The sequence below is a fragment of the Desemzia sp. FAM 23990 genome (assembly GCF_045528485.1).
In the GTDB taxonomy this organism is placed as follows: Bacteria; Bacillota; Bacilli; order Lactobacillales; family Carnobacteriaceae; genus Desemzia.
Genome location: NZ_JBGQQW010000028.1, coordinates 1 through 16,947 on the forward strand (window position 1 = coordinate 1; position 16,947 = coordinate 16,947).

12 protein-coding genes are annotated in these 16,947 nt (G+C 38.5%); 4 read left to right on the forward strand and 8 right to left on the reverse strand.

What is annotated here, in order from left to right; translation table 11 throughout:
* Positions 1 to 114: 114 nt before the first annotated feature.
* From ACEN4I_RS10920 to mnmA, 4 genes are all read right to left on the reverse strand, one after another.
* Positions 115 to 1,167 carry a restriction endonuclease subunit S gene (locus ACEN4I_RS10920; RefSeq protein WP_407102963.1) on the reverse strand — a complete coding sequence of 351 codons (1,053 nt, stop codon included), beginning with the start codon at positions 1,165 to 1,167 and terminating at the stop codon, positions 115 to 117.
* A complete protein-coding gene (locus tag ACEN4I_RS10925) occupies positions 1,160 to 2,755 on the reverse strand; it encodes a type I restriction-modification system subunit M (protein WP_407102964.1) in 1,596 nt (531 codons plus the stop codon). The genes ACEN4I_RS10920 and ACEN4I_RS10925 overlap by 8 nt, the downstream gene beginning before the upstream one ends.
* A 585-nt stretch (positions 2,756 to 3,340) precedes the next feature.
* The gene (gene spxB, locus ACEN4I_RS10930; RefSeq protein ID WP_407102965.1) at positions 3,341 to 5,122 is read right to left on the reverse strand and encodes a pyruvate oxidase; all 1,782 of its coding nucleotides are present in this window, start codon (positions 5,120 to 5,122) and stop codon (positions 3,341 to 3,343) included.
* Positions 5,123 to 5,678: 556 nt separating this feature from the next.
* On the reverse strand, positions 5,679 to 6,803 hold the full coding sequence (gene mnmA, locus ACEN4I_RS10935) for a tRNA 2-thiouridine(34) synthase MnmA (protein WP_407102966.1): 1,125 nt from the start codon (positions 6,801 to 6,803) through the stop codon (positions 5,679 to 5,681).
* 791 nt (positions 6,804 to 7,594) lie between these two features.
* Between mnmA and ACEN4I_RS10940 the strand changes: the two genes are divergently transcribed.
* Positions 7,595 to 8,560 (forward strand): glycosyltransferase family 2 protein, encoded by a 966-nt coding sequence (locus tag ACEN4I_RS10940; RefSeq protein WP_407102967.1) that lies wholly within the window; start codon positions 7,595 to 7,597, stop codon positions 8,558 to 8,560.
* Between the two features lie 428 nt (positions 8,561 to 8,988).
* Here the strand turns inward: ACEN4I_RS10940 and ACEN4I_RS10945 are convergent, their stop codons facing one another.
* The 4 genes from ACEN4I_RS10945 to gshAB form a co-directional block, all read right to left on the reverse strand.
* Positions 8,989 to 9,324: a cysteine desulfurase gene (locus ACEN4I_RS10945; RefSeq protein WP_407095479.1), complete on the reverse strand. Its 336-nt coding sequence runs from the start codon at positions 9,322 to 9,324 to the stop codon at positions 8,989 to 8,991.
* A gap of 88 nt (positions 9,325 to 9,412) precedes the next feature.
* Complete coding sequence (locus ACEN4I_RS10950; protein WP_407102968.1) at positions 9,413 to 10,561, reverse strand: cysteine desulfurase family protein; 1,149 nt, start codon at positions 10,559 to 10,561, stop codon at positions 9,413 to 9,415.
* Between the two features lie 52 nt (positions 10,562 to 10,613).
* Entirely contained in the window at positions 10,614 to 11,756 is a 1,143-nt protein-coding gene (locus tag ACEN4I_RS10955) for a hypothetical protein (protein ID WP_407102969.1), read from the reverse strand.
* 24 nt (positions 11,757 to 11,780) lie between these two features.
* A complete protein-coding gene (gene gshAB / locus ACEN4I_RS10960) occupies positions 11,781 to 14,048 on the reverse strand; it encodes a bifunctional glutamate--cysteine ligase GshA/glutathione synthetase GshB (protein ID WP_407102970.1) in 2,268 nt (755 codons plus the stop codon).
* A gap of 256 nt (positions 14,049 to 14,304) precedes the next feature.
* Here gshAB and ACEN4I_RS10965 point away from each other — a divergent pair, with 256 nt between their 5' ends.
* The 3 genes from ACEN4I_RS10965 (at position 14,305) to ACEN4I_RS10975 (ending at position 16,865) form a co-directional block, all read left to right on the forward strand.
* On the forward strand, positions 14,305 to 15,555 hold the full coding sequence (locus ACEN4I_RS10965) for a replication-associated recombination protein A (protein WP_407102985.1): 1,251 nt from the start codon (positions 14,305 to 14,307) through the stop codon (positions 15,553 to 15,555).
* Between the two features lie 389 nt (positions 15,556 to 15,944).
* Positions 15,945 to 16,226, forward strand: a complete 282-nt coding sequence (locus ACEN4I_RS10970; RefSeq protein WP_407095483.1) for a hypothetical protein — start codon at positions 15,945 to 15,947, stop codon at positions 16,224 to 16,226.
* 177 nt (positions 16,227 to 16,403) lie between these two features.
* Positions 16,404 to 16,865: a universal stress protein gene (locus ACEN4I_RS10975; RefSeq protein ID WP_407102971.1), complete on the forward strand. Its 462-nt coding sequence runs from the start codon at positions 16,404 to 16,406 to the stop codon at positions 16,863 to 16,865.
* Positions 16,866 to 16,947: the final 82 nt, after the last annotated feature.

Here is a 16,947-nt window from a genome sequence, read left to right on the forward strand (position 1 = left end):
TGTAGATAACATTAATCGCAATCGCTTGCGCTCTTTTTTTGGACAACTGAAAAATCGGAAAAAAAGCTGTTTAGTTCTATTGAACTTTTCTCCATTTCAAATTAGCCCAATTGTTCAGTAGGCATTAGGTAACATGATTATTGCTTCTTGAATATCTTTTGAATTGATGGATTCAAAAGTAGAGCCTGTACTCAATTTGGTCCAATATTTATCATGTTTCATTTTTCCTAGTAATTGAAAAAGAAATTCATTTCCTCTTACTGCTGCAACACCGCGACCCAATACTACATCGTAATCAGTTTTTCCAATATCACCGACTGGTGCTCGAACGCTAAGAATTAAGTCTCCTTTTTCTGCTCGCTTAGTTATTTGTGTTGTCCAAACACGGGGCACAACCCTCCCATTTTTTATATCCGCATTGCCTTGAACTAAGATATGATCTTCTGGGTTATTAGTGTAATTTTCAGAGCTTGGGGATTGCCCCATTATAAGTTGTGCGACATCTTCAAACTTACGCTGCTCCCAGTCCGAAGAAAAGTGAGCAAACCGCAACCTCGGTATATTTTCTCCTTTTTTCGGAAACATCAGCTGTAGATAGCCTTTCTTCAGTTGTTTTAATTTCTCTAGCTTATCTTGATGAAGAGCGATAGTGTCGTCAAGCTGTTTAAAAAAGATTCCAATTTTGGTTTGTTCCTCTATGAATGGGACGTTTATTATTGTTTGTAAAATGTTTTTATTGTACAACCTCTTAATTGTAGTGCCTTCAATACCACTCCATTGTACAACTGAATAGAAATGTTTTAAAAATAGATTATCCAAGTTTTCGTCGTGCTTCAACCACACAATATTTGAGTCTTGGTAATATGCTTCTTCTCCTTTATATTCAATCGTTCTACCAATACTACCTGAGGCAGAGATTAAAATATCCCCTACTTGTGGGTATGGATATTTACTCCTGTAATCTTCAAATTTTTCACGAGTAATATATGCATCTGGTTTACCACCAAATGTTCCAATTTTAAAAAAAGGAATTTCTCCTTTTTCAGAAGTTTCTTCTTTAAAGATTCTTTTATTCATTGCTACATATCCTAAATCTCCCAACTTACGCTGTTCCCAATCCTGAGTAAACCCTTTAAAACGTATCTCAGGTGCCATTTTCTTACTCATTTAGAAACACCGCCTTTGTTGCCTCAATGATGTCTCTAGATTCGTCTGTGACAGCCAATTCATCTAGCATAGCTAAGAATTCATTTTCTGTTTTGCGAATTTCTTTATTCAGTTCGACAATTTCTTGTCCTAAAGTAACCATATCAATCGGTTCTTCTTCTTCAAAAGTGTCAACGTAGCGAGGGATATTCAAATTAAAATCATTCTCTACGATTTCATCAAATGATGCTACATAAGAAAATTTATCTTTATTTTCTCGTTTGATATAAACTTCTAATATTGCATCAATGTGCTCATCTGTCATATTGTTTTGATTCTTCCCTTTTTCAAATCCTTTAGAAGCATCAATAAACAATACATCTTTTGTAGACCGTTTTTTCTTCAAGATGATTACGGTTGTAGGTATTGAAGTGTTAAAGAATATATTTGCTGGTAAACCAATCACTGTATCAATTGAACCATTCTCTAACATTTTCTTCCGGATTTTACCTTCAGCATTTCCTCTAAACAGCACACCATGTGGAAGGACAATAGCCATTACACCAGTATCTTTCAAATGGTAAAAACCGTGTAGTAGAAATGAAAAGTCAGCCTTAGATTTTGGCGCTAAAACTCCATATTGCGAAAAACGAGGATCATCTAGAAAACCTTTATCTGCACCCCATTTGGCAGAATAAGGAGGATTCATCAGTACTCCATCAAAGTTTGTAGGTTCTTCAGTGGGCCAATCTTGATCTAACGTGTCAGCGTTATGTAGGTGCTGGTGCTCTATTGGGACGCCATGAAGAATCATATTCATACGTGCTAAGTTATAAGTAGATGTATTTAATTCTTGACCAAAATAAGAAATCGTACCTGGTTCATTCGAATATTTTTTTACGTTTAGCAATAGCGAACCTGAACCCATGGTAGCATCATATACCGAGAGACCTTTCTGATTTTCTTTACCATATAATACAATTTGAGTCATTAGTTTTGCTACTGGCTGAGGTGTGTAGAACTCTCCTGCTTTTTTACCAGAATCTGAGGCAAATTGCCCGATTAAGTACTCATAAGCATCCCCAAGAACATCTCCAGCATGCCCTGCCATATTCAAAGAAGATAATTCGTGCATAACTTGAGCAATCGTCTGGTTTTGTTTTTGCGGTGTAGCTCCTAATTTTTTTGAATATAGATCAACGTCTTCAAACATATTTTCAAATGTTTCACTAGATTGTTCAATATCACGAAAGCCTTGCGCTAAATCCTCTAATTGAAAACGTCCATCATTAATAGCGTTAACCAGTGCTGTAAAAGTAATATCTGGCTTGATAGTATAAGAAAATTCATCTTGTAAAGCAAATAGTAAATCTTCCTTAGTATCTTCATCTTCATAGGCTTCTTTATAGAGGTTTTGTGCAACTTGTAAATCATCTGTTTTTTCATCTAATAGGACAGATGAATAATAAAGCATTTTATCAGATAAGTATTTATAAAATACTAATCCTAATAAATAACTTTTGTATTCATTTGCATCCATTTTTGATCTTAGTATATCCGCTGAGTTCCATAAAACTTGATACAGCGTTTTTGTATTACTTTCACTCATTATTATGTATCTCCCCATTATAACATTTTCTATTGTTCTTTTTTAACTTTAATATGCTTCAGCACATTTCTACTTTAACCTATACTATAATTAACTATCGCTCTTCTACAACGTAAGCGCAATTACCTTTCATTATAGCAAAAAAACAAAAAAATGCGAACAAATGTTTATATTTTTTTAGATTCAATCAAATTAGTAATACGAACAAAATTAAATTAAAGCTCTCATCATCAAGTCTTTATTTAAAGACCAATTTAATATTTTTTACACACCTAAAATTTCTGTAGGAATCGTGGTTGCTTGTAGCCATGCTAAGGATGAAATGTGAATTACTAAGCATTGCGCTTTAGCGCTTATGCTTAGTTTGAAGCTTTCAAGCTTTGAGACTACAGGCTCAAAGCGGTCCCATGGCTCTCACCAAGCAACCACGAGGCCGGAAGAAATTTCTGTCCATATATAAAAAGGCTGAAGCAAACTGGCTCCAGCCTAAATCAATTATTATTTGTTAACCAATAAAAAAAGGCGAGTCACTATAACATAGCGACACGCCTTTTTTATTCAACTATAAGTTGTATATCAGAAAAATTATTTAGCTACTATAGATTCTAGACCTTCAGCTTTAAGGTACTCGCTAAATGGTACTAATTCTTCAGCTTCATATTTTTCTTTGTAAGCTTTGATGTCTTCTGCGCTATACAATGCAGGGTCTAATTTCAATGTTTCTACTGGAATTGGACGATCTTTAGTAATTTTAGCATCGATGACAACAGTTTTACCTGCTTTGTTAGCTTTAACAGCTTCAGCCATTACTTGATCCATATCTTCGATACGGCTTACTGTGAAACCAACAGCTCCTTGAGCTTCACCAATTTTAGCGTAGTCTACATCAGTAAATTCAGTACCGAAAGTATTTGTGTTCGTATCTTCGTATTTGTTCTTGATGAATCCATATTCAGTGTTAGTGAATACTACGTTGATAGCAGGCATGTCGTAACGTACGTTAGTAACAACGTCTTGGTAGTTCATAGAGAACGCACCGTCACCCATTAAGTTAAATACTTGACGTCCAGGGTAAACATTATTAGCTGCAATACCACCTGGAAGTGCGATACCCATTGAAGCAAATAATGGAGAAGTTCTCCACATGTTTTTAGGAGTCATGTGCAAGTGACGGATAGATGTTTGAGTTGAGTTACCAACATCAATTGAGTAGATTGCATCTTCGTCAGCATATTTGTTGATAGCGTTATATACTTGATAAAGTTGTAAAGCACCAGATTCTTTTGTTTCCAACTTAGTCATGTAGTCACGCCAGTTTTGAACGTTTTTCAAGTTAGCATTCCACCAAGCTGATTCTTCAACAGGTGCTACTTTTTCTAGTAATGAATGAACTGCTTCACCAGCATCACCAAGAATAGCAACATCTGCGTTATGACGTTTACCAAGCATTGTTGGATTGTTGTCGATTTGGATGAATTTTTCAACGCTTCCGAAAGTATTTTCTACTTCAGCAAACGGGAAGTTTGAACCAACGAAAAGAACTGTATCTGCTTCTCTAACAGTTTCGTTAGCTGGTTTCCAACCAACACGGTATGTTGAACCAGTTAATCCTTCAAAGTCATAGTCGAAAGTTTCAAAGTTTTTACCAGTTGTGATAACTGGAGCTTTAAGTTTACGAGATAATTCTTGAACTGCTGGACCATGTCCCATAGTTCCGATACCTGCATAGATTACAGGACGTTTAGCGTTGTTTAATACTTCAACAGCTGCATCGATATCTGCTTCGTTGATTGCAGAAGAAACGTAATCACGGTAGCTGTGACCTGAAGAGTAGAATGCGTCATTAGCAATTTCATGGTAACCGAAGTCGCCAGGTACTTCTAATACAGCTACTCCACGTTTAGAGATAGCAGTACGGATTGCATCGTCGATCAATTTTGGTAATTGTTCAGCGTAAGCAACACGACGGTTGTATACTGCGATGTGATCGAACATTGGGTTTTGGTTTAATTCTTGGAATGCGTCCATGTTTAATTCACGTTGTGGACGAGATCCTAAGATAGCTAAAACTGGTGTGTTATCCATTGCTGCATCGTAAAGACCATTGATTAAGTGAGAAGCACCAGGACCACCTGATCCAACACAAACACCCAATTTGCCTCCGAATTTCCATTGCATTACAGCTGCCATGGCTCCAACTTCTTCATGTTTTACTTGTAGGAATTTAATGTCTGTCTCGTCTTGTTCTCCTAAAGCTTCCATTAAAGGAGCTAGAGTTCCTGAAGGAATACCATAAATTGTGTCTATTCCCCATCCTGCTAATACTTTTAGTGAAGCTGTACTAACTTTAGTTTTTCCATCTGTCATTATAAAAATCCTCCTAGATAATTTCACAAAATAAATGCAAAATCAATTTTACCACGTTTAAATTAAGAATCAAGCTTTATTTCCTTTTAAAACACATTTCTGTGAAAAAAGTACAGCTTTCTCAATCTACTCTAACTAGCCATTCCGATTTTTAAACGCTGTTTCATTCCTTACGAAAAACTGTTTAACCGTTCTACTTCCTGTTCTGTAATGATTTCGCTGCCTTTTGCTAACTCTGATCCAATGTTCTCCTCCACAAAACTAAGTGATTTTCTTACTCCCTTTAATAATAAATGGATTTTCTACTGAATTTAAAAAAACAGTAACTCGTGGCTTCATTTGCTCCCGTTTCGAGAATTGATTCACTAAAGGAACTAATTTTAACAGGGTTCCCCCGAGAAGTTTGACTTCATGTTAGCATGAATCAACACTCGACTAAGGAAATGTTTCAAATAAAAACACTGCATGAGGTATTTATGGAAAACGTATTACACTTAATTTGACAAACTAACGCACAAAAAAGGATTGAAACAAGTCTGTTCCAATCTTTTTTTGTTTACACGTAATGCAATTCTTTCACATTGCTATATGCCTTGTCGATTGTTCCGCCGCCTAAACATTCGTCGCCATCGTAGAAGACAACCGATTGTCCTGGTGTGATCGCTCGCACGGGTTCGTCAAATTCAACTGTAGCGCTCGTTCCATCGCTGTTCATATGAACAGTTACGCCTGTATCTGCTTGGCGGTAACGAAATTTAGCGGTACATTTAAACGTAGCCGGTTTTGCTTCCTTAGAAGTAAAGTGGATATCTGACGCTTCTAAATGAGTTGCGTACAACCATTCGTGGTGGTAGCCTTGACCAACATAAAGAGTGTTGGTTTCAAGATCTTTTCCGATTACGAACCATGGATCATTTGTTTTACCGCCGCCGCCAATCCCTAAACCTTGACGTTGTCCGATCGTGTAATACATCAATCCATCGTGTTGGCCTTTGATTTCGCCTTCAGGAGTCACCATGTTACCTGGTTGAGCTGGCAGGTATTCCATCAAGAATTTCTTGAAGTCGCGCTCTCCGATAAAGCAAACTCCAGTAGAGTCTTTTTTCTTAGCGGTTGCTAAGCCTGCTTCTTCAGCAATGCGGCGTACTTCTGGTTTTTCCATGCCGCCTAATGGGAACATAACTTTAGACAATTGTTCTTGTGACAATTGATTTAAAAAGTACGTTTGGTCTTTATTGTTGTCTACCCCACGCAACATATGTGTTACACCATTTTCATCACGTTCTACTCGTGCGTAATGTCCAGTAGCTACATAATCTGCCCCTAAATCCATCGCGTAGTCTAAGAAAGCTTTGAATTTGATTTCTTTGTTACACATTACATCAGGGTTAGGTGTACGGCCTTTTTTGTATTCTTCTAAGAAATACGTAAAGACTTTATCCCAATATTGTTTTTCGAAGTTGATCGAATAGTACGGAATCCCGATTTGATTTGCTACAAGAGCGACATCATTGTAATCATCCGTTGCGGTACACATACCGAATTCATCCGTATCGTCCCAGTTTTTCATAAAAATACCTACAACGTCGTATCCTTGCTCTTTTAAGACATGAGCTGTTACTGACGAATCAACGCCGCCACTCATTCCTACAACAACACGGATTTTACTGTTGTCTGTCATTTTATCACCATCATTTCAAATAGATTCTGAAAATCTTAACGATTTGAAGGTCGTATTTTTCCAGTCTTACCTATTATACTAACTATTAATAAGAATGCAAGGTTTGCCGATCAAAAAATGGCTTTTTGTTAAAAAGTATGGGTGTCCGTCTCAATCACGTCACACGCATGAAAAAAATTAAATAAAAAATAAGATTACGAATCTTCTCGTCTCTGGTCTGCTAAAAGAAAAATGCGGAGCCGAGCGACATGAACGAGATTTTCCATCTGTTGAGTGAAGTGGAAGACTTCGGTCTTCATTATGAGAAAGACCTGCTTTCTTTGAACTTCCCGAAATATTTAGACACGCTTTTTAAGCTGTGACTCGTTTGATACCCGTGATATTTCTAGAGGAATAGGGGTTTCTTGTAGCCATGTAAAGGATGAAATGTGAATTACGGAGCGTTGGCGCTTCAGCGCTTACGATTCCGTTTGAAGCTTGAAAGTCTGGAGACTACAGGCTCCAGACGGTCCCATGGCTTTCCACAAGCAAACCCGTCCATTCCGGAGGAAATTTCACCCCATAGAGCCGCCTTTACTTATTAAGAGAGCGTTTTAAAAAGAAGACCTTAATTTTTAGGAGAAAATACTTTTCATGCGTATGACACCCGTCTCAATAATGAATCATTGACAAAGAACAAGATAGGCGTAAACTTAAGGTGTAAAGGCTTACACCTTATTTAAATGATTTCACTCCATTTTCAATCGCCCATAATTAGTCTCTCAAACGGTTAGTGATAAGGAGGGAATACCATGATATCCGTTATTGTTCCAATCCAAAATGTTGAAAAAACACTCTCTAAAAGCCTGCATAGCATCAAAAGTCAGACCTATCATAAATTACAGATTATTTTGATTGATAATGGGTCTATTGATAAAAGCGGTGAAATTTGCGACCGATTCGCTAAAAATGATGCTCGCTTTGAAGTCATACACATAGAGTACAGTAGTCGTTCAGTGGCTAAAAATATCGGTCTTGTACATGCTAGAGGTGAATACGTTTGTTTTGTCAATGCGATGGATTGGTTGGGCGCAGATATGTTAGAAGAACTGATGATGGCCAACCAATCCTTTAATGGAGATATGGTCACCTGCAGGTATTTTGAAAACACTCTTTCAGAATTGTATCTGATTCCTGGACCAGACGAAACAAGACTGATGTCCAAAAATGAAGCTATTCAGCTTTGTCTAGCTCAAACAAGGACTGAAGGTTTCTTGTGCAACAAACTTTATAAATTGGAGCTGTTTCATTCTGCTCCTGAAATTCGTTTTGATGAAGAGATTGACCATTACGAAGATTTATTAGTAGCTATGCAATGCTTTTTTAAGAGCAGCTCTATTGTATACAGCCCGCCTCCCCATTACCACTACTACCTTAGCCGTCATTTGTCTATCAGCGTACTTCAAAATAAACGAAAATTAACCGGACTCACAGCAATCGAGAAAGCCATTGATCTGTTGGTGCAAGATCCTTCCATTGACATTCGGATATTGAAAGATTACTATGCCCGCTTAACGCTTTCTTCTTTGTTCCTCTTAGTGAACTCGGAAAATGTACATGGTCCCTTCATCACACATCTAAGAAAACACCTCAATCATTATGACCTGTCCGATCTTCAAGACAATGATTTGAAAAGATGTGCAATGATCACCCGCAGAAACATTGGATTGGGCAAAATTTATTGGGATATGTTCTACAAAAGTAAAATGGCCGAATAACCTTTCTATTATCTAAAAAAAGCACCTAGGACACTGCCGAATCTCATCGGTGTGCTCTAGGCGCTTTAAAGACTGGTTCTACAATATTTGATGTTGGTAAGTAGAAAATACAATTTTTTTCAACTCTAAACCTATTAGAAACTCATTTTCTAGAAATTTATGGAGGAATATGGGGTTGCTTATAGCCATGAATAAGGATGCAATGGGAATTAATCCCGAGTTAAAGTTTCAGCTTTTACTCGGGGTTTGTTCTCCGCTACGCTACGCATACCATATCCGTACGTCGCTAGCGCTCCAACGGCTTCGGTAACGCTTGCAAGCCTTGAGACGCGGTTTTCGGCTCAAGGCTTTCCCATGGCTTTCCATAAGCAACCCCTTAAGCCGGAGGAAATTTCTTTACCAACATTAGAAGATGAAGAACCTAAAGACTACACTTTTTCTAAAATACCACTCTCTACAAATCCAGCCAAAACATATCCTGCACGGTCTTGTGCTTCTTTAAAGGCATCCCCTTTGTATAAGTTCACCGAACGCAACCCATTTGCGGTTACGACAGACATTTTGAACGTCTTTAGGTCGCTGGCAACTGTCATTTTTAATTTAGGACTTTTTGCTGAACCTATTTCTAAATCCCGACTAAATTGAAAATGGCCGTTCTTCGATTGTTCAAAACCGTTATCTCGTAAAGTGTATTTTTTTACGCTTTCGCTCATACGATACATATCCGTTGAGCCGTCTAATTTATCTTTTGCTAAAAATGCCATTTGACTACCACCTTTGTTGTCGTGTTAAAGCTTTTAAGGATAAAGCCTTTTCACCTTAACTATAGCATATTCTAGTACACGAATTAAGCTATTTTTTTAGTCGGGCAACACTTTTGGTCAGTTCTTCCATAAGAATATCCAATTGTTCTTTTGTCGTTCCTAACCCAAAACTGATGCGGATCGATTCACTGATTCGTGGGCTTTCTTCACCGTACATCGCTCCTAATACATGGCTAGGATCGATATTTCCGGCTGTACAAGCTGAACCTGCAGATAAAGCAATGCCGACTAAATCCAAACTCATCAATAACTGCTCCGAACAAACTCCTTTGACCCATACATTGATAACGTGTGCCAAATGGTGTTTATCAGAACCATTCAAGTCATAATCGATACCGCTCTCGTCCAACTGTTTCATCAAATAGGACCGCAATTCTTGATGATGCTGTTTGCGTTCTTCTCTTTCTGCCAGCATAATTTCAACAGCTTTTTTAAACCCGGCAATACCTGGAATATTTTCGGTTCCGGCCCGACGTTTTTGTTCTTGTTCGCCGCCCAGCATAAAACTAGGCAAATGGATACTGCTGCTGATGTATAAGAAGCCGATTCCTTTGGGTCCATTGATTTTATGCGCTGAGACCGACAATAGATCGATGTGATCGCGTTTCACATCAATATCTTCGGATCCATAGGCTTGAACGGCATCCGCGTGAAAATAAGCCTTCGTTTCGCTTTCGTGGATAATATTCCCAATCGCTGCAATGTCCATCAAGGTACCGACTTCATTATTGCCATACATGATCGATACTAAAATCGTATCCGGGCGTAAAGCAGCTCTCACATCTTCAGGGTTCACGCGACCAGTTTCATCTACAGGTAAATACGTGACTTCAAATCCCAACGATTCCAAATGCTCCATTGGTTTTAAAACAGCATGGTGCTCAATCGCTGTCGTAATCAAATGCATGCCTTCTTCTTTCCTGGATAGAGCTGTCTCCATGATCGCTGTATTGTCGCTTTCTGTTCCGCCACTCGTAACAATGATTTCATTCGGTTTTGCTCCGATACTTTGGGCAAAAACGATTCTGGATTGATCTAATATTCTTCTGCTGTCACGTCCGAATCCATGAATGCTTGAAGCATTACCAAAATGGGCTTTCATCATTTCGTAAGTTACTTCAGCTACTTCAGGATGAACTGGGCTGGTTGCTGCATGATCTAAATAAATTTTTTCCATGTTATCCTCTCATTCACTTATTATTTGTCACCAAATTGTACCACTAATTACTTCATCGAACAACTTCATCACGAAGATTTACAGCACCTTCTTGACGTACTTCGTTTGCTGGTTGTTGCTCTAATTTCAGTTGAGCATGTTGGCGCAGCCACTCTAAGAGATTGATTTCCACTTGCAAGCCGTTGTCAAAAGTATTGCTATTCCCTAAATCCAACCCTGCTTTAGTCCATATCAGAGCTTTAACAGGATCATTTTCTACATAAAGAAAATAGGTCGCAAAAATGCGTTTAAATGTGATCTGTTCGTATTTTTGCATCAGCTGCACATCCGTTTGGTGGTACATTTTTGTCGCTTCTTCGGCTGACTGTCGGTGCAGGCTTAAACAAAACAACTTTTCTGCTTGAACCATCATTCTATCTAGCGGAACCAATTTATCTTTAATATTCCACTGCTTCTCTACCAACACAGCTGCTTTGTCAAATTGGAACTGTTCCAAATATTTGTAATACTCCAAGCGCATCACATACAGCGAAAAAGGATCGCTTAGCTCCACCTCATCAAACAGTTCAAATGATTCCGGCGGCAAACTGGTTAACGTCCGGCTTTCCGTTAAATAGTACACCGTGCGTAATTGATGATACATCATTTGACGGTAAGCTGGATTCTTGCGGCATTTCTTTAAGATCGCTCCATCATTCATCCTTTTTGGAAGACCATTTGATAAAGTCAGAAATAAACCGATTCCGCTAAATAATAGAGGAAAGATAGCTGGAATAAAATCACTGGTTAAGAGAAAAAGGGCGCTCAATGAACAGATCGCATTGAAGAGTACACCTCCGCTTAGGTACAATTTATACGGATAGCGGGTCGGATTCCATTCTTTATCTGGAACCATCAAGCATTGAGCAACAGCTTCATTAACAGCTTGTCGTTTAAAAACCAGTTTCCCTTTTTTTTTCAGAACTACAAAACTGAAGATCCGGTAAGATAAAAACCGGTATCCTGTAGCCCACCCACAAAGGAAGTGTCCTGCTTCATGAAGAATGATTTGAAGTCCTGCAAAAACAAAAAAAGATAAGACAGTCAGACTAAAAAAGTAAGGTGGTAAATCAATCGTGGTAAACATCAACAGTGTTTCAATAATCAACAGCAGTAAAAATGGCCACCATATAGCGAGCATCTTTTTTACATTCACAGCCTCACTCCTTTTCTCAATTGTTTAGAGTTCAGGAAACAGCATTGTCAAAATCTCTTTGGTCAAACGACGATTTTTTCCTTTGTATACATAGGCGTGCATATGCATAGCGGGATTAAAATTGGCTTCAATCACTGTGTATCCAGGTGATTCAGGCGTACTAGCTTTGGTTAGATCCGGGATGATCAAATCGATTCCTGTTACGTTAGCTTCGATCGCTCGTGCCATTTGGACTGCGATTTCTTTGTAGCTTTCGTCCATTTCATCCGTCACATCGATGGAGTCTCCACCCGTACTGATATTGGAGTTTTCTCTTAAATAAACGGTTTCTCCTTTTTCGGGAACACTCTCCACAGAATACCCTTGTTCTTTCAACATCAGTTGCTCGATTTCACCCAATTGGATGATTTCCAATGGTGCTCGGTGATTTGTTCCGCGTAAGGGATCTTGGTTCTTCTGTTCAACTAAAGCTTTAACTGATGATGTTCCATCCCCTACAACGTTGGCTGGTGTCCGCAATAAGACAGCAGGTACTTTGTTGTTGACGACAAACAACCGGTATTCCGTTCCTGGAATGTACTCTTCTACAAGAATCGATTCATCTTCTTTAAAAGCGATCGTTACAGCTTGGTTGAAGTCTTCTTTTGTAGGACCTTGTTTAAAAATAGAGATTCCTACCCCATAATTGGTTGATTTAGGTTTTATGACGATCGGTCGGTTTTCATAACGCCAGAATGCCTGTTGAGCTTTTTCAACTGTTTGATATTCTCCTCCCGCTGGAATATGAAAACCATTTTCAGCAAGTATTTTTTTCGTCACCGTCTTATTAGCCATGATCAAAGAAGAAATATACGTATCTTTAGCTGTCATATTGCCGTTTTTAACATACTCCACATGACCTTTATAGGTCAATTTGACAAATTGATCGTACTCATCAATCACTTTTACTTTGATTCCCAATTGGATCGCGTCATGGATCAACAATTGAGTCGACATCTCAAGCGATGTAAACCCACGTAATTGATAAGGTTTCTCCATAGCATCTTGTTTGTATTGCTTCGCTAATTCCATACCAAAGGAGACATAATCGCCAGCTGCTTGAATACCGTCTACAATTTGAGCAGCTACTGTTTTTTCTGGATGCTCAAATACATCTTCCGCCCATGACACGAGTTCCAAAGTTTTTTCATGTTGATTAGTGGACTCTATCATGTCCCGCATCTCTTCCAGTAAAGCCAGTCCTTCAGCTTTAAACTGCGATTCTTTTTTAGGATGTTCTAAAGCGGTCAAATGATTTTTGTCATCTCCGGTTTTGGAATTGACTGCAGTACTTTCTTCGTCCATCCAAATCAAGGCGAAACAAAACAATTTTACAAAGTTCAGTGTCTGCTTGTTGATACTGAATGCATCAAAAGGATTCAAATCAAAATTGCGCAACTCTACATACGAGATTCCTTTATCCAATAACCCATGGACTTGTTTTGTTCCTCTCAAGCGAATCGAAGCATAGAACTCTCTTTCTTCCGATAAATCGCCTGATTCTACTAATTTTTCAATGCTGTCCACATAAGCATTTAAAGTTTCATAGGATACTACAACATTTTTGCTGTTCACATACCCTAATTGACTATTGCGCAAGCTGCGCACAAAATCCTTCGGCACTGACTCACTATCAGAGTAAAAGTCATTGCAAACCGTTGGAGAAGCACCAAATAAATAGCTCAATACCCAGCGGTAACGTAAAAAGTTCCGAGACAATTTCATATAAACGGCTGATTTAAACGCCTCTTTATTTATGATTTCTGTTTGCTTTTGATACAGTGAATCGATAAACGATTGATCAAACTCAAAATTGACGTGTATTCCGCTTTGCATTTGCTTTTTCTTGCCGTAGATACCAGCTAAATATTCTCGATAAGCTACATCAGCCTGATTTTCTAATTTAGCGATCGGAATTTGTTTTTCTTCCGGCAATGTACCAGGCATGCTCAGTGGCCAAATCAGTTCTTCTTCTTTCATAGAATGATACGTAACATCATGCAAAGCTGCCAACCACCGTTGCATACTCTTGCTGCTTTTTAGAGGAGGCGTAATCAATTCCAATTGTACTTCACTAAAATCCGTTTGAATATAAGGGTGATGGCTTCTGCTGCCAAGTGTTTCGGGATGATCAGTAGTCGCTAAGCTGCCATCTGGGTTAACTCTCAAACCTTCTTTTTCAATTCCGATGATGGATTCGCTCCATACCGGTTCAATCTTATTTTCTTTGATTAATTGTTTTACTGTTTTCATAACGATTATCTGACACTACCTTCCTGCCAACTTCTTTTTCTCATCTATTGTAAATCAGAAGTTTCTTTTGTCAAAACTATTATCGCAAAATTGGCTAAAAAAAGCGAACCTATTTAATTTTCTAAGGACAACATCCACTATTTAGCGAACTAATGTTCGTTTCGGATGGAAACAAATGGCTAAAAATGCTATACTAAAAGAAAGTTTTTCTAGGAGGAGTGATTCAAAATTGACGAGTAAACCATTAGCTTTTCGAATGCGTCCTACAAATATTGATGAAGTCGTCGGACAAAGTCATTTAGTAGGTGAAGGAAAAATCATTCGCCGAATGGTAGACGCTAAAATGCTGTCTTCCATGATCTTATACGGTCCTCCAGGAATAGGAAAAACCAGTATTGCCAGCGCGATTGCAGGGTCTACCCAATATGCTTTTCGGATGTTGAATGCCGCAACCGATTCTAAAAAAGATTTGCAGATTATTGCAGAAGAGGCCAAAATGAGTGGTTCCGTTATCTTGATGCTGGATGAGGTCCATCGTCTGGATAAACCAAAGCAAGACTTTTTGCTGCCCCATTTGGAAAATGGACGCATCATTTTGATTGGTGCTACTACTGAAAATCCCTATATTACCATTAACCCCGCCTTAAGAAGCCGGGCACAAATATTTGAATTGAAACCTCTTTCTATTGAAGATATTCAATTAGCCATGGAACGAGCTTTACAAGACACCGAAAATGGTTTGGGCAGCTACTCATCAGAAGTCAGTGAAACAGCCTTGCTGCATTTTGCTCGGGCCACTAATGGAGACTTGAGAAGTGCTCTAAACAGCTTGGAACTGGCCATTAAATCGACCAAACCGGATGAAAACGGAACGATTCATATTTCGCTCAACATTGCGGAAGAATGTGTTCAAAGGAAAGCGTTGACTCATGATAAAGATGGCGATGCGCATTACGATGTCATTTCAGCTTTACAAAAATCGGTTCGAGGCAGCGACGTGAACGCTGCACTTCATTATTTAGGCAGATTGATTGAAGCAGGTGACTTGCCGATCATTTCCAGAAGATTAATGGTTATTGCGTATGAAGACATTGGTTTAGCCAATCCCGGAGCCTGTTCACGTACTGTTACTGCCGTCCAAGCTGCAGAGCGCATTGGTTTTCCTGAGGCAAGAATTCCATTAGCCAATACGGTCATTGATTTATGTTTATCACCGAAGTCCAATTCCAGTATCTCAGCGATTGACGCAGCAATAAGCGACATTCGAAACGGAAACAGCGGTGATGTCCCAGATCATTTGAAAGATTCTCATTACAGCGGAGCCAGCAAATTAGGCCGCGGCGTCGATTACAAATATCCGCACAGTTATCCTGGTGCTTGGGTAGATCAACAATATTTGCCGGACAAATTAAAAAAAGCACGCTACTTTGAACCTAACCATACTGGTAAATATGAAGACACATTAGCTCAGCAATACGACTCTATCAACCAAAGGACTAAAAACTAGCCGTAAGCGCTACCTCCATTGTTTCTTCACGTTTTTTGTCCTTAGCTTGAGCGTATCTAGTTGACAGGAAATACCCTCCGTGCTAATATAAGGATAAGAATTCTGAGGTATGCGCGATGTCCTGACATGTGTTGACCGAACATTTTTTACGAATACTTTGGGATCCAAACTGAATCAAACGGATAACATGCCTTTTCACTTGGTAGTTAGATGCTTGACAGTGGAGCCCACCTGCTAACGTGCGGGTTCAATACTAATTGGACGTATAAACGGTACCATCGGAATTTTTACATAAAGTTTCGACTTTAAAGCCATTCCTTTTTGGAATGGCTTTTTGCGTGGTGTATAATGAATTAAGAAAAGAATTTAGTCTTTTAGGAGGAATGAATATGATTTTATCCATTTTATTTGCCATTTTCGCGTTGCTTTTATTGTATACAGCTTATTTCTTCTTAACGATGAAAGCACAGGTGTTTCTTTACTATAAAAGCAGCGATGCTAGTGAACGAACAAAACCGATTTTTATGGGGTTCGGAGTCGGATTTTTATTATGCGGTCTCTTCTCTCTCTTTCTCACTTTCTTTTATACTATACCTCTGGCTTTTATTTTCTTAGGAATCGTTATGGTACTCATATTGGCCTTCTTAGTTTATTTGAACAAAAGTATGTAATCTAGATTGGTGGGATAGAATAATAGCGCCAGTAAACTAACCTTCCTCTTTTTCGTTTTTTTGAAAACGCTGCTCTTTTTATCGTTTCATTATGAAAATGAAAAAATAAACGTTATACTATAGATGAACAAAGCGTAGTTTCATTGCTTTCAATTGATATAGAATGGAGTGGTTTATATGTTACAACAATACAATCGAATTTTAGTGGCTATCGATGGTTCCAAAGAAGCTGAGTTAGCATTCAAAAAAGCGGTTCAAGTTGCCGTTCGAAACAATGCTGCTTTACTGATCGCAAATGTCATTGATACAAAGGCTTTCCAAAGTCTTTCTACTTTCGATGGTTCCATGGCGGACAAAGCGAGTCAACAAGCAAAAACAACATTGGAAGAATATGTAAGATACGCTAAAAACCACCGTGTTAAAGACGTCAGTTATGTTATTGAATACGGTTCTCCAAAAGTATTGATCTCTAAACAAATCCCTGAAGAACACAATGTTCATTTGATTATGTTAGGAGCCACTGGTTTAAGTGCTGTGGAACGAATCTTCATTGGATCCGTTTCAGAATACGTTATCCGCAATGCTGCCTGTGATGTCTTAGTAGTACGTACCGATTTAGAAAATCAAGCGACAGACTAGTTGAAAAAAAATATTTTTGATGGAGGCAGGATATTGTTCCTGTCTCTACTTTTTTGTGGTTCGATTTATTGCGTAAAAGTTG

Coding starts and splice junctions, on each gene's coding strand:
- ACEN4I_RS10920 (WP_407102963.1), bottom strand. CDS start 1,167: ATGAGTAAGAAAATGGCACCTGAGATACGTTTTAAAGGGTTTACTCAG.
- ACEN4I_RS10925 (WP_407102964.1), bottom strand. CDS start 2,755: ATGAGTGAAAGTAATACAAAAACGCTGTATCAAGTTTTATGGAACTCA.
- spxB (WP_407102965.1), bottom strand. CDS start 5,122: ATGACAGATGGAAAAACTAAAGTTAGTACAGCTTCACTAAAAGTATTA.
- mnmA (WP_407102966.1), bottom strand. CDS start 6,803: ATGACAGACAACAGTAAAATCCGTGTTGTTGTAGGAATGAGTGGCGGC.
- ACEN4I_RS10940 (WP_407102967.1), top strand. CDS start 7,595: ATGATATCCGTTATTGTTCCAATCCAAAATGTTGAAAAAACACTCTCT.
- ACEN4I_RS10945 (WP_407095479.1), bottom strand. CDS start 9,324: ATGGCATTTTTAGCAAAAGATAAATTAGACGGCTCAACGGATATGTAT.
- ACEN4I_RS10950 (WP_407102968.1), bottom strand. CDS start 10,561: ATGGAAAAAATTTATTTAGATCATGCAGCAACCAGCCCAGTTCATCCT.
- gshAB (WP_407102970.1), bottom strand. CDS start 14,048: ATGAAAACAGTAAAACAATTAATCAAAGAAAATAAGATTGAACCGGTA.
- ACEN4I_RS10965 (WP_407102985.1), top strand. CDS start 14,305: ATGCGTCCTACAAATATTGATGAAGTCGTCGGACAAAGTCATTTAGTA.
- ACEN4I_RS10970 (WP_407095483.1), top strand. CDS start 15,945: ATGATTTTATCCATTTTATTTGCCATTTTCGCGTTGCTTTTATTGTAT.
- ACEN4I_RS10975 (WP_407102971.1), top strand. CDS start 16,404: ATGTTACAACAATACAATCGAATTTTAGTGGCTATCGATGGTTCCAAA.